This is a genomic window from Lysinibacillus sp. UBA5990 (assembly GCF_002429815.1).
Classification (GTDB): domain Bacteria; phylum Bacillota; class Bacilli; order Bacillales_A; family Planococcaceae; genus Lysinibacillus; species Lysinibacillus fusiformis.
Genome location: NZ_DJAY01000015.1, coordinates 920,805 through 933,412, shown reverse-complemented (window position 1 = coordinate 933,412; position 12,608 = coordinate 920,805). Strand labels below are relative to the sequence as shown.

The 12,608-nt window shown below is 38.7% G+C and carries 14 protein-coding genes; 3 read left to right on the top strand and 11 right to left on the bottom strand.

Annotated features, from left to right (window positions below):
* The first annotated feature begins 256 nt into the window (after nt 1-256).
* Together B3D94_RS17035 and fumC are read left to right on the top strand one after the other, a co-directional pair.
* Nucleotides 257-472 carry a hypothetical protein gene (locus B3D94_RS17035; protein WP_025114870.1) on the top strand — a complete coding sequence of 72 codons (216 nt, stop codon included), beginning with the start codon at nt 257-259 and terminating at the stop codon, nt 470-472.
* Nucleotides 473-747: 275 nt separating this feature from the next.
* The gene (gene fumC / locus B3D94_RS17030; RefSeq protein ID WP_069480995.1) at nt 748-2,139 is read left to right on the top strand and encodes a class II fumarate hydratase; all 1,392 of its coding nucleotides are present in this window, start codon (nt 748-750) and stop codon (nt 2,137-2,139) included.
* Nucleotides 2,140-2,232: 93 nt separating this feature from the next.
* Here fumC and B3D94_RS17025 read toward each other — a convergent pair whose 3' ends face one another.
* From B3D94_RS17025 to B3D94_RS16995, 7 genes are all read right to left on the bottom strand, one after another.
* The gene (locus B3D94_RS17025) at nt 2,233-2,769 is read right to left on the bottom strand and encodes a GNAT family N-acetyltransferase (protein WP_291758599.1); all 537 of its coding nucleotides are present in this window, start codon (nt 2,767-2,769) and stop codon (nt 2,233-2,235) included.
* 97 nt (nt 2,770-2,866) lie between these two features.
* Nucleotides 2,867-3,076, bottom strand: a complete 210-nt coding sequence (locus tag B3D94_RS17020; protein WP_291758598.1) for a hypothetical protein — start codon at nt 3,074-3,076, stop codon at nt 2,867-2,869.
* Nucleotides 3,077-3,708: 632 nt separating this feature from the next.
* The gene (locus B3D94_RS17015) at nt 3,709-4,590 is read right to left on the bottom strand and encodes a DMT family transporter (protein WP_291758596.1); all 882 of its coding nucleotides are present in this window, start codon (nt 4,588-4,590) and stop codon (nt 3,709-3,711) included.
* A gap of 22 nt (nt 4,591-4,612) precedes the next feature.
* A complete protein-coding gene (locus tag B3D94_RS17010) occupies nt 4,613-5,158 on the bottom strand; it encodes a GNAT family N-acetyltransferase (protein WP_291758594.1) in 546 nt (181 codons plus the stop codon).
* Nucleotides 5,148-5,681: a cysteine hydrolase family protein gene (locus tag B3D94_RS17005; protein ID WP_291758591.1), complete on the bottom strand. Its 534-nt coding sequence runs from the start codon at nt 5,679-5,681 to the stop codon at nt 5,148-5,150. The genes B3D94_RS17010 and B3D94_RS17005 overlap by 11 nt, the downstream gene beginning before the upstream one ends.
* Nucleotides 5,682-5,789: 108 nt before the next feature.
* Complete coding sequence (locus tag B3D94_RS17000) at nt 5,790-6,740, bottom strand: copper amine oxidase N-terminal domain-containing protein (protein ID WP_291758589.1); 951 nt, start codon at nt 6,738-6,740, stop codon at nt 5,790-5,792.
* Nucleotides 6,741-6,858: 118 nt separating this feature from the next.
* The gene (locus B3D94_RS16995; protein WP_291758587.1) at nt 6,859-8,631 is read right to left on the bottom strand and encodes a glycerophosphodiester phosphodiesterase; all 1,773 of its coding nucleotides are present in this window, start codon (nt 8,629-8,631) and stop codon (nt 6,859-6,861) included.
* A 221-nt stretch (nt 8,632-8,852) separates the two neighbouring features.
* Between B3D94_RS16995 and B3D94_RS16990 the strand changes: the two genes are divergently transcribed.
* Nucleotides 8,853-9,062, top strand: a complete 210-nt coding sequence (locus tag B3D94_RS16990; protein ID WP_069480989.1) for a hypothetical protein — start codon at nt 8,853-8,855, stop codon at nt 9,060-9,062.
* A 20-nt stretch (nt 9,063-9,082) separates the two neighbouring features.
* On the opposite strand, the gene B3D94_RS16985 is transcribed toward B3D94_RS16990, so the two are convergent.
* The 4 genes from B3D94_RS16985 to B3D94_RS16970 form a co-directional block, all read right to left on the bottom strand.
* Nucleotides 9,083-10,657: an amidohydrolase gene (locus B3D94_RS16985; protein WP_291758584.1), complete on the bottom strand. Its 1,575-nt coding sequence runs from the start codon at nt 10,655-10,657 to the stop codon at nt 9,083-9,085.
* 18 nt (nt 10,658-10,675) lie between these two features.
* Entirely contained in the window at nt 10,676-11,227 is a 552-nt protein-coding gene (locus tag B3D94_RS16980) for a biotin transporter BioY (RefSeq protein WP_008175833.1), read from the bottom strand.
* A gap of 148 nt (nt 11,228-11,375) precedes the next feature.
* Nucleotides 11,376-12,038, bottom strand: a complete 663-nt coding sequence (locus tag B3D94_RS16975; protein ID WP_291758581.1) for a TIGR04104 family putative zinc finger protein — start codon at nt 12,036-12,038, stop codon at nt 11,376-11,378.
* Entirely contained in the window at nt 12,025-12,543 is a 519-nt protein-coding gene (locus tag B3D94_RS16970; RefSeq protein ID WP_069480987.1) for a sigma-70 family RNA polymerase sigma factor, read from the bottom strand. The genes B3D94_RS16975 and B3D94_RS16970 overlap by 14 nt, the downstream gene beginning before the upstream one ends.
* Between the last annotated feature and the right edge of the window lie 65 nt (nt 12,544-12,608).

Here is a 12,608-nt window from a genome sequence, read left to right as displayed (position 1 = left end):
TTTCATAAAATTAAGTGGCAGCGCAACTCTCGTATGAATGAAATTTTCCAATTGTGAAGAGTGTAATTTCCCAGCAATATTCAACGGAGTTCTATGATTACGCCCAAGATAATCAGCTTTCTTGCAGGCATGGTTCCGTTACATGCTGTTGGAGTAACAATTTGCTCCGTGTTCCTATTTCCATCCATGAAAAGTTCTATAAACTAGGCTCCTTTCATAAATTGAGTAACAATCAAATGTTAGAAGGAGAAGAACGATGTTTGTTACTCATTATTATGAAAATAAAACGTCCGTATTAAGCCAATTGCTCGTCAAACTCCCTACCATCGAAGAGGATATTCGAATTAAAGGGCGTAAAGCCAAGGTAACTGAAGTGCTTCAAATTGACGACAATCATTATCATGTGAAGATTATTTTTGAGAAAGTTCCTAAAAAGCAACCTCTTAAAGATTTAGGAAAGAAAAAGAGATAATCAATAACGTTTATTTCCACCAAAACCGGGAATATAAATACTACTATTGCGAATTATTCTCACCATATTATTTCTACAAACAAATTTGTTGACATTTTAATTGATAACAATTATCATTATCAATAGATTATTTCTTTTCTCCAAATTGCTTATTTCAGAATCCCCCTCTTTTTTGAATAAGCATGTATCAAACGGATATTCTTACATCAGACTAAGAGTATCCGTTTTTATCTGTATATGTGGAGGATTTTTACATACTAAAGGAGCTGTTTGACATGGATTATCGTATTGAAAAAGACACTATGGGTGAAATTAAAGTACCTGCTGATAAAATTTGGGGTGCGCAAACACAGCGCAGTAAAGAAAATTTCCAAATTGGTACGGAACACATGCCAATTGAGCTTGTGCAGGCCATGGCTATTTTAAAGAAAAGTGCAGCAATCGCGAACAACAAATTAGGCAAACTTTCAGCTATTAAAGCGAATGCAATCGTACAGGCTGCAGATGAAGTTTTAAATGGACAATGGGACGATCAATTCCCATTAGTTGTTTGGCAAACTGGTAGTGGTACACAATCAAATATGAACGTTAATGAGGTCATTGCACACCGTGCGAACCAACTATTACAAGACGCTGGAGAGGCAGATCGCATTCATCCAAATGATGATGTCAATAAATCGCAAAGCTCGAATGATACATTCCCAACTGCATTGCATATTGCGGCAGTTTTAAAAGTGGAAGATTACTTATTACCACGACTTCGATTATTAAAATCTACTTTGGAAGACAAAGCAGCTCAATTTAAAGATATTATTAAAATTGGCCGTACGCATTTACAGGATGCAACCCCTCTTACATTAGGTCAGGAAATTAGCGGCTGGGCAGCCATGCTGGCAAAATCGGAGCACATGATTATTCAAAATATTGACTATATGAAGGAGCTTGCGATTGGTGGCACAGCGGTTGGTACTGGCATCAATGCTCATCCAGAATTTGGGGATCGTGTTGCAGCGGAAATTAGTGAGCTAACAGGCAAACAATTCACCTCTGCAGCGAATAAATTCCATGCCTTAACAAGCCATGATGAAGCCGTTGTTGCGCATGGTGCTCTTAAAGCTTTAGCGGCTGATTTAATGAAAATTGCCAATGATGTTCGTTGGCTTGCCAGTGGGCCTCGTTCAGGGATTGGTGAAATCACGATTCCAGAAAATGAACCCGGCTCTTCCATTATGCCTGGTAAAGTAAACCCTACCCAAAGTGAAGCGATGACAATGGTAGTTACACAAGTAGTAGGTAATGACGCAACGATTGCTTTCGCAGCATCTCAAGGGAATTTTGAACTAAACGTCTTTAAGCCAGTAATCATTTATAACTTCTTACAATCAACTCGCCTATTAGCAGATACAATGAAATCATTTAATGACCATTGTGCGATTGGCATTGAGCCAAATAAAGAAGTGCTCGATCATAACTTACAAAACTCATTAATGCTTGTAACAGCATTAAATCCGTATATTGGCTATGAAAACGCAGCAAAAATTGCGAAAAAAGCTCATAAAGAAGGTACTACTTTAAAAGCAGCAGCTATCGCAAGTGGCCTGTTAACAGAAGAACAGTTCGATGAATATGTAGATCCAGCTACAATGATTTATCCGAACGTAAAATGATGGAAGTGTAGCTAAATAGCTACCGTTTGGGGCTAAATGGGTAAAAGGATTGGGGGTTATGTCCCCAATCCTTTTATTTTTCATGAACGTTGATTATGATTTTTCAATATTGATTAGAGAATAAATATATGTATCATATGGCACATTATTTTGATGCATATATTTCTTTAATAAACCTTCTTTTTCGAAGCCTACTTTTGTTAATAGCTTGTTAGAAGCATCATTTTCTGTGAAAACTATGGCTCCTATCCGCAATAACTCCATCTCTTGAAAGCCAAACGAAATTACTTGATCCAGTGCCTCTCGTGCATAGCCTTTTCCCCAACTGTCAGGGAAAAGCGCATAGCTTATTTCAGCTTTCTTATGCTCTGTTGACCATTCTTGAAATCCAATAGTACCTATTAGGCCTTCTCGCCCCTTTAGTTCTATCCCCCATTTAATACCTTGTCTTTCCTCATAATTTTTTGAAAAACGATTAATGATTTGTTTAACTTGCTCTAAACTAGTTAATGGATTTTGACCGTAATGACGTAATACGTCAGGGTTAGAAAAGCAATTTAAAATAGCTTGCGCGTCATTTGCTGTAATTTCTCGTAACACTAATCGATCAGTATTTAAAGTAGGGAACATGTGGCCACCTCTTTCAAGTATGTTATATCTTCCATATTTTACATGAAAAGAGCGAAGATTGCTCTATCTATTTTTTAGTTACTATAAACTAAATTTCTTATTTAAGTTTAATTTTTTGAATTTCAGCAACAAATATAGATTCTTCCGCTATTTTCACATATTGATAGGTAGATTCCTCCAAATAGCCTTCTTTGTTTAAATACTCTTTTAGATCTGATTTTTTCTCAAATATTTTTTCGTTCATCAGTTGCTCGTAATCCTGCTCATCATTCCCTTTTGTAATGGTCATCAAATAAATTTTCGTCATGCCCATCTCCCCCTTGATTCATGCCATACTGATGCTTATCATAAAAAAACCCTGTCAGTGGACAGGGCGTCAGCAACGAAGCTGTTGATATCGTAAAAATATAAGTACTGATGGACGTACGTCTAAACTATTTGTGAACATAACCATTTTGTCCATCAATTTCTTTTGAAATGGCAGAATGGTCATCGGCTTTAAACGACGGGTTGTCCGTTTCTTTTTATTTGGCTTGCTACCGTAGTATGTTAACGGAAATAGCCGTTGCTTTGATCGTTTGATGTTGCGGTGGTGTTTTGGGTTCAATATACAATGATGTGTAGTACGCATCCGCAATGACAATCAAGTAAATAATTAAAAGTAATCGTTTTGTTCAATGGCTCAAAAATTTCAGTTCTCCCTTTTCAAATCTAATCCGTATCTACTTATTCATACGAACAGAAATGAAAAAGGTTTCAACTATTTTTAGGGAGACAAATTTGCCTCCCTTTCCCCCCTAAACTGCTACCACCATCATTTTCCCAACGATCGATATCCCAATGATCCTGATCTTTTTCTGTGCTTCTCTGAACGAATGCCAACTCCCTCACCCTTTTCAAACGTTCTTATCTAGTTTATGAAAAGATAAGGGTTTTCGTTCATCGTAAAATAGGCTTAATTTTAAAACCTAAGGCAATCGCCGCTCCGATACAACTGGATAGACAGCCCACGATCAAATAGATGCTTACTGTAGATTCACCAATCAGAACAGAGGCAATGCCGCCAATAACAGGAAATAAAGCGACCATATAGCCACTTTTCGCTCCTCCAATTCTTTCGACTAGCTTTAAATAAAATAGCCAGGCGAGAAACGAGGCGATTACTGTTAAATACAGCAATGCCGATAAATAGGTAAAGGATGTCGGAATCATCATTCTTTGCCCCTCCATCCAGACAATCCCACACATGACCACACTACCTACAGCAAAACCAATCGCATTGGCATAAACCGGGTCAATATGGCGCTTCGCATTTCTAGCAGAACTAGCATCACCGATTGCTGTCAGTAGTGTCCCTAAAAACGCAATGAGAATCCCTTTGAAATCAGCTAATCCTGAAAAACTATGTAAAGTTGGATAGATTAATACACCCACGCCTATAACGCCTAAAATACCGCCAAGAAGAACACGGCGATGTAACGGCTCTTTCAGAAAAATTCGTAAAGCAATGGGCGTTAATATCACTTTTAATGAAAATATTAACGTGACAATGGCTGCTGAGCTTAGCATCGTCGCGTAATACAAACATAAATAACTGAATGCAAAATTACAAACTCCAAAAACAATGATAAAGGGCATATCCTGCTTTTGTGGTTTACCCTGTGGTTTCATCAACCAAGCAAGGATTAAAAATAATAGAGCTGTTATGACTAAACGATAGGTTAACGATAATTCTAAACTAACTGGGGTCCCTTGTATTTTTACGGCAATAAAATTAAGACCCCAAACGATTAAACAAAATATATACATAAAATTCGTCATACTGTAAATTCCTTTAACTTCCCTATGCCTTCCATCTGCCCATCAAGATAGTGTGATAGTATTGTCCATCTGAAAGGCGCTTATCATTTTTCAAAATACCTTCCACCTCAAAGCCACATTTTTGATAAAGCTGAACAGCCTTGTCATTGGATTCTAACACTTCTAGTGCCATTTTTTGAATACCATTAGCATCTGCCCAGTCGATAGATACTTGCATCAGGGCTTTACCAATGCCGTACCCCCAAAAATCCTTTCTGACACCGACACCAAAAATAACCTTATGGGCAAGCTTTATGAATGTAGAGCCTTCACACCTTGAGTATCCTACAAGTTGATCACCAACGACTGCTACTAAACATAGATTTTTAGGGCTTGCCAGGTCATTGGAAATGAGCTGCTCGAATCCTGCTCGATCAATGAATCCCTCCCCTTGTGCTCGGTCAAAGTTTTCCGTTTCACCATCTAATTGTAAACGTAAATCTGACAAGGCTTGTGCATCGTCCGGTTCGGCACAGCGGACCGTATAGGACAATTCTTTATATTGATAGTCTCTCCTATTAATCAGCATGCTGGAACTCCGCAACTGGCTGAATTCGTACAAATCGATTGCGCCAAATACATTCATGGTGCTGAATGATTTGTGGCGCTGCGAGAACATTATTAGATAATGTACTATGAGCCTCCTCCACTAAAATATTGTGATGATAGCCATGACTGAAAGCACTACGAATCGTTGTATCAAGGCAAAACTCCGTTTGTGCACCAGCAAATATTAATTGCTCAATATGTTGCTCCTGCAAGTATTGGGCAAGTTCAGTTTGATAAAAGGCGTCCCATGTTGGTTTTTGAATCACCTTATCCTCCGCTTGTCGTTGAAGACCATGATATAGCTCCCATCCAGGTTGACCGTAAGCGAAGTCTACATCCTCGGCATCCGTATGCTGAATAAAAATAATAGGTACTTCATTGTAGCGCGCCCATGCAATTAACGAATTAATAGTATTGATGACCATTTCGTCATTCCATAGATTTTGTTGGCTGTCTAAAAAGAAGGCTTCTTGTATATCGATAATGATTAGAGCTTGTTTCATAGGATTCTCCTTTATTTGCGACTTTTTCTTAATTATTGTACTGAATTTTGTATTGGAAGAAAATATAAAAAAGAAGTACCTAGCGATTTGCTAGATACTTCAACGTCTTTATTTCATTAATTCTTCAACAAATTCAACCGGCACATATGTTTTACCATTCTCTAATAAAGCAGGTGCTACGTCAAATTGGCGAATCGCTTTATTATAGCCATATTCTTTTTGACCACGAGTAATTGTGTAGGAAACAGCACCTTTAGAAATAATTGCACCTTTAGGCGTTACTTCAACTTCAAAGCCAAGCTTTTCTACGATTAATCGTAAAGGAACCATTTTTGTCCCTTCTACTTCATAAAAATCTTTTTGAATAATCTCTTCAATGGCACCATGATCTGGTGTTGGTTCAGGCGTTGGCACTGGGTCCACTTCAACTGGCTCTTCCTTCTCAATATTATCTAACACGATAACCTTTGAAGGTGGTGTTTGGGCAGGAATACTCATTGTTGCGATTGTGTAGAACACTACTAAGTGCTGCTCTTCTAAATCACTAGCTTTTAGCTCTTTGCCAGAAACACTTTCAATTTTTGTGTCTTCTCCCACATTTAATTTCAAATAATTGTCCGTATCGATTAAGTTTTTATCGAAGTAATCGACTTCCACACTGCCCATATTATCTTTTTCTACAATAATTACTTCTGGGTTATATTGTGGCGGATAAATAGCTAGCATAGGCTTTTTCGCATAAGAGTAAGCTGACACCTTATCCCCTTTTTGAAGCTTCACTTCTTTCCCCATATTGTCGAATACTAATGAATCTTTATCGACAACCACAATATTCGTCTGTTCACCCTCTACCACCGTATAGTAAGTTGCGTTGTCACGGACATCAACATTTTCAACTTTCCCAGTTACTTTAACAAAAACTGACTGGGCTTGTTGCTCGTTAGTTTCTGAAGTATTCACAACAGCCTCAACCTCGCTCGCTGATGCAGTTGGAACGCCCATTGCGCTCCCTACTAATAATGCTGTCATAGCAAATGGTACGACCTTCGTCATTTTCATACAAAAAGCATCTCCTTCATTTCACGAATTCATAGAAGTAGTCGTCCTCATATGAAAAAGGTTACACGAAGGCTAAATTTTTTTGAAACAGTCATTATACAGGTATCACATTCCTTAGTTAAAATATAAATTTCAATCGGTTTAGGATGCGTTGCAAGAAGTATTGATGCTCACTTTGCTTGGTTCTTAAATCCCGAGCAACATCAGGATGATCGGTAATGACGCCGCTCACATTTTTCTCGATAAACGTTTGTAAAGAACGGTCATCATTCAGCGTCCATACAAATAAATCCATCGGGTTTTGCTTCAGCTCCTCAATCAGCTGCTCTGTTACCCATGACTCCTCTAAGGCAATGAAATCCACACTTTCTTCCATCGGACCGATATTAAGTGCGTAGACAATACCCACTCTTAGATTAGGCACTAATTTTTTTAATTGTGTCATTTTCTGCCCATCTGCAGATTGCACATAATACGAATCTAGCACCTTGTATTTTCGTAGCTTTTCCACTAATTTAGGTAACACATCTTCCGTTTCCTTGCCGTGTACCTTTAACTCAATGAGTAACGCAACATCTAAAGCTTTAGCAATTTCGATACAATCCTCTAAAGAGGCAATTTTATCGCTATAGCCATTTTGATGAATCGTTAACGTTTTTAATTCACTTAAGGTCATATTAGCAATGACCCCGTTTTTACCTGCCAATCGCCGCAATGTACGGTCATGGAATACGACAAATTCACCATCCACTGTTTGCTGAATATCAATTTCAATGAGGTCTGCACCGGCATTAGCCGCGCTCACTAGCCCGCTAATCGTATTTTCAACATTGCCAGCCACATAGCCTCGATGGGCAATAATTTTTGTATCGGGTGCATAGACACTTTTCTCTAAAGAATTGATATTCATCATACTTAAAACTACAAACACAACAAAGCAAATGAGCAGTAAAGGTTTATAACGTCGTTTCCTATGCTTACCCGATTTGTTGATTTTCCCTATAACTGGTGTATTGTAAGTGATGGCAACCATGACTTGTGAAAACATGGCCTGTAATAAACTAAAAAGTACCACAAAGACCATTTCTAAAAAGGCGAGCGTTAGCCCTGCTGTCACCAATGCAGCATTTGGTAGCAAGCGTTCCATTAAATAAAGTGGAATTGTGCCAATTACTGTTATACTGAGCATGACGAATAGATGCCCTGTTAAAAGCATGACCAATAAGGCTAAAAGCTCCAATAAACCTCTTTTGGAAAATCGCCAGCTTTGCTTGAAAGAACTTAAAATAGAAATGTTTGGCTGGATCGTAAAAATAGGTAACGTTAAAATACTCCGAATACCGATCATTACTAAAATACTTGCCACTGCGGCATAGGCTAACCTACCTGTTCGACTACTCATGATTTCTTCTGTTAAAAAATGTGGAAGTGAGATGGATTGGGTTAAGGTGAGTGGTAGCATGAAAGAAGCGAGTGGCATTAATAGAGCAAGATAGACGATTAAAAATAGTACTTGGACACTAAAAAAATAAACAACCTTACGATTTAGTTGCTGCCATATAGAAAAAAATCGATAACGCATTCCTCTTTGTTGATGAAAGGCCATTAAAAATAAAAAGCCCATTTCATAATAAACAAATAATAAGAACAACAAGATTAATAGACAAATCATCATAATAACAAAGGGATGGGCTACAAAGCTTTGCCAATTTTGCTCGGTGATATGTGTATATCCTGTTACTCTGAGCATGAGCTTTAACATCATAGAGCTTACAGGGATCATTAATAAAAACTGAAAGATTCTAATTAATGCGAAAACCTGTACATAGTCTAATCGATATATATAAATGTTATTAACAGCCTGTCGCATTACTTGTCCTGCCTTGTGCACATAATCACCCCTGTCACAGTTAAAATCGCTCTCTTCTAACGTATGTTTTGACCGCCACGGCACAGTACTCAAAGCAATAAAATAGCAATTTGTTCAAGTATCCTATGCAACTTGGAGAGAAAAGATTTGTGTATTTATCGTGACATTCTCCATTTTCTTGAAACTTTTCTCGAAGCTAACCTGTATATAACTAGATACCCCGTAGCGAAAGGAGCGCAAACATGAAATTCGACATTGGCGATATGATTAGTACAACGGTTCTTCTATGCCTGTTTTTAGCTATCTTTTTCGGCATGATTCGTATGATCAAAAAAATGAAAGCAACGATACCTGTGCCTCCTCCACCAACCATGCAACAGCAAGTAGAGGACTTAACAAAACGAGTAACAAGCTTAGAACACCAAGTAAATAATTTTGCGAATAGAAAATAGCTAAAAAAATCGCTGCAAGGTTACCCTTCGCAGCGATTTTCATATACAATCTTACCATCTACCACAGTACAAAATACTTCAATTTGAGGTAGTTGCTCTATATCCACAGTGAAAATATCCTCTTTTAAAATGGTAAAATCAGCAGTATAGCCTGCTGCAATTTTACCACGAATGTGCTGCTGACCAATTATTTCAGCCGCTCCCCCTGTATACAAATGGACCGCTTCGAAACGAGAAATTTTCTCCTTAGGATTATAGCCATCATGTTTTTCTCCCACATTGCATCTTGTGACAGCAGCATAGATTCCGATTAATGGATTCGGTACCTCAATCGGCGCGTCACTACCACCAGCAACAACAAGTCCACGGTCAAGAAGTGACTTTAAAGGATGTAAACCTTGAGCGCGCTCCTCTCCAAGCTTCGATAGCTCAGCGTCATACTCCCCCTGAACAAATTGCGGCTGCATATCGATAGCTACAGGCAATTCAGCTAGTTTAGTTAATAGGCCCTCATCGACCAAGCTACAATGGATCACCCGATCAAGCTGACCAGCCGGTGGTGGATATGCCGCAAAAACATCTAAAATTAGTTCGATGGCTAAATCACCGATTGCATGGACAGCGACAGTTTGTCCATATTGACGAGCCAGCTGCACATACTTCGTTAATTGCTCTGTCGTATGAATAAGCATCCCTTTATTGTATGGATCATCATTGTATGGTTGACGAAGCGCTGCCGTTCTTCCGCCAAAGGCTCCATCAATAAAGATTTTCATGGCACCAAACTCCAAGAAAGGCGAGGAAGTAGTATCCAACTTTTCTACCTCTTCAAATACGGCATGATGCTGCAATAAATGAACTTTGAAAGATTGCTGAGATTCCACTATTTTACGGTAGGCTTGAATGGGTTGGCTTGGTGGTCCGTAATAGCTTAAATCCTCCGAATGACCTCCCACTAAACCATATGCTTGTAATGAGGCCACCGCTTTCACTAATGCATCTTCAATATAAGCAGGTGTAATATGGGGCATCTGATTGACCACTAAATATAACGCCGCATCCTTTAATACGCCAGTGAGCTGACCATCCATTTTTTCAATGATTCCTCCCTCTGGTGAAGGTGTAGCATTGGTAATTCCTACAAAAGCAAGTGCCTTAGAATTAGCTAAAATTAAATGGTGACAGCTACGCTTTATGATTAAATAGGCTTCACCAAGCGCATCCAGCTCTGCTAAAGTTGGGAAAATGGGCTCTTCAAATTGGTTTTCATTTAATCCAATCGCAATAACCCATTCTTTGGGCGATGCCTTGGACATACGCTCTTGAAGCTTTTCTAGTAACGCCTCTTTACTCGTAATAGCTGATACATCAAGATGCTTTAATTTTTCCCCGTAACCAATAATATGTAAATGACTATCTACAAAACCTGGATACATGACATTGCCTTGTAAATGTCGAGTAGAAGTAGCTAATGGCGACAAGCTCTCCACTGAGCCTGTCGCCACAATTTTCCCATCTTCTTCAAGGACTGCTTCTACTGTTTCACCAACCTGAGCCATCGTGTAAATCTTTCCACCTGTCCATAATGTTGCCAAAACAATTCCCCCTATGTCCTATGCTATTGCTTCAATTAAATGTGCTCTTTCTAAGCGGCGACGGACAATCACACCAATCCATGCTGCCATTACCGCTTTGACAATCCCTACTACTATAAATGGTGCAGTACCACCCAAGAAGGCTGCTGTCCATGTATAATCTGCTACGATCTTTAACCATACCGTACCAAATGATAACGTAATAATCATGCCGATGATATTTGCAATAATTGCTTGGGTAAATGTAATACCAAATTTATCTAAGTATAAGCCCATAATAATCGCTGTGGCAAGGAATCCTACAATATATCCACCTGTTGGACCGACTAAAATTCCTAGACCTCCAGACATTCCACTAAACACTGGTAAACCAGCTGCTCCTAGTAAAATATATAATAGAACAGATAATGTTCCTAGTCTTGTCCCTAAAATAGTCACGACAATGCCGACTGCTAAAGTTTGTCCTGTAATTGGAATTAGAGGTAGTGGAATAGTCACCTGTGCCAAAACAGCAATAATCGCTGCCCCAAATGCTGCTAACACATATTGATATGTACTTCCTTTTTTCAATGTAAAAAGCCTCCCTTTGCTATACGTTAACTAATAATAAAAATAAGTTAACACAAAGATAATGCAAATAAAAACGGTTGTCAATGTATTTTGGTGTAAAAAAAAGAAATTGCTAGATAACTATCGCAATTTCTCTTCGCTATTATGATTACCATAAAGGTTCATTCATAGAATCCTTGTCTTGTAGCTTAAAGACATACGGCACGACTTGATAAAGAAAAATCAGCACCCCTACTAGAAAGAAAATAAAACCAATGAAGTAATTATGAAATACATGTTGCAACATAATGAATAGTGGTATCGGCATTGAAAGCATGCCCCCTAATTGCATGGATTTTTTCGTACGATACTGTTTTTGGCCACAATGAGGGCACACAATTTCTCCATTTTTGCGATACAATTTGCGTGCTTCCTTTTCAGACCAGCTCTCCCCGCATTCTATACAAATAGGAAGACCATATCCTTTTTTTAGTAATACACGCTTGACAATAAAAGCAGCACCGATAAAAAAGCCCACCAACAAAAACCCTCGCACATAATCAGAATTGAAAATTGACCACCAGCTCCAGGCATCGGCCTGTATAGTTGCTGCTTGGTGACCTGTGGAGCGCTGTTCCTTCTGCTCTGTTAAAAGATAACTAAAACTAATGACCAATATAGTAAAGGTCGCGAGTACGACGCGGTACGTCCATTGATTACCTACTTTATGCTTTTCTTTTCGTCTAGCCTTTTCTGCGATTAGTTGTTTACGCTTCCCCGAAAATTTTACCTCTTGTAGTTCCTTTAATAGCTCTTCTTTAAATTGATTCATGACGTAGAACCTCCCAATCAAAGTCACCGATTGCTGTTGCCAGCTGTTTACGAGCTCGTTGTAACCTTGTACGAATTGTCGCTTCTGGGCATTGGACAAGCTGTGCAATCTCCACTGTTGTCATCTCCTCAAAGTAATACAAAATTAAAACCTCACGGTAGGCTACCGATAAGGTAAATAACGCCTCTGTCAGCTCTTTTTTGACAGACTTCTCGAGCATTTCCTTCTCGGGTGTAATCGCCGTTGTGCGGCCCGTAATCTTTTCAAATAATGTCAGGCGTTTACTTTTCCAGCTTCGTAAATAATCATGGCTCCGATTGACTGTCATTTTTACTAAATATGTACGCAATGATGCTTGCTGGCGAAACTGTTCCTGCTTTTGATAAAACGCTATGAACACATCCTGCACAATATCTTCCGCTGTCGCTTTATTCTTCACGTATAAATAGGCGACCTTTAATAAGTAATCCCCATGCTCCTCGATCACTTGTTCAATATCCATCATTGCTCTCACCTACTTTCTATATTACTGACGGACGCCATTCCCAAAGCGATTCATTTTTTCTATAA

What these genes read in the sequence shown, in the direction of transcription:
- B3D94_RS16990 (WP_069480989.1), top strand. Translation starts at nt 8,853, where the DNA reads ATGAAATTCGACATTGGCGATATGATTAGTACAACGGTTCTTCTATGC.
- B3D94_RS16970 (WP_069480987.1), bottom strand. Translation starts at nt 12,543, where the DNA reads ATGATGGATATTGAACAAGTGATCGAGGAGCATGGGGATTACTTATTA.
- B3D94_RS17025 (WP_291758599.1), bottom strand. Translation starts at nt 2,769, where the DNA reads ATGTTCCCTACTTTAAATACTGATCGATTAGTGTTACGAGAAATTACA.
- B3D94_RS17010 (WP_291758594.1), bottom strand. Translation starts at nt 5,158, where the DNA reads ATGCTGATTAATAGGAGAGACTATCAATATAAAGAATTGTCCTATACG.
- B3D94_RS17035 (WP_025114870.1), top strand. Translation starts at nt 257, where the DNA reads ATGTTTGTTACTCATTATTATGAAAATAAAACGTCCGTATTAAGCCAA.
- B3D94_RS16975 (WP_291758581.1), bottom strand. Translation starts at nt 12,038, where the DNA reads ATGAATCAATTTAAAGAAGAGCTATTAAAGGAACTACAAGAGGTAAAA.
- B3D94_RS17000 (WP_291758589.1), bottom strand. Translation starts at nt 6,740, where the DNA reads ATGAAAATGACGAAGGTCGTACCATTTGCTATGACAGCATTATTAGTA.
- B3D94_RS17015 (WP_291758596.1), bottom strand. Translation starts at nt 4,590, where the DNA reads ATGACGAATTTTATGTATATATTTTGTTTAATCGTTTGGGGTCTTAAT.
- B3D94_RS17005 (WP_291758591.1), bottom strand. Translation starts at nt 5,681, where the DNA reads ATGAAACAAGCTCTAATCATTATCGATATACAAGAAGCCTTCTTTTTA.
- B3D94_RS17020 (WP_291758598.1), bottom strand. Translation starts at nt 3,076, where the DNA reads ATGACGAAAATTTATTTGATGACCATTACAAAAGGGAATGATGAGCAG.
- fumC (WP_069480995.1), top strand. Translation starts at nt 748, where the DNA reads ATGGATTATCGTATTGAAAAAGACACTATGGGTGAAATTAAAGTACCT.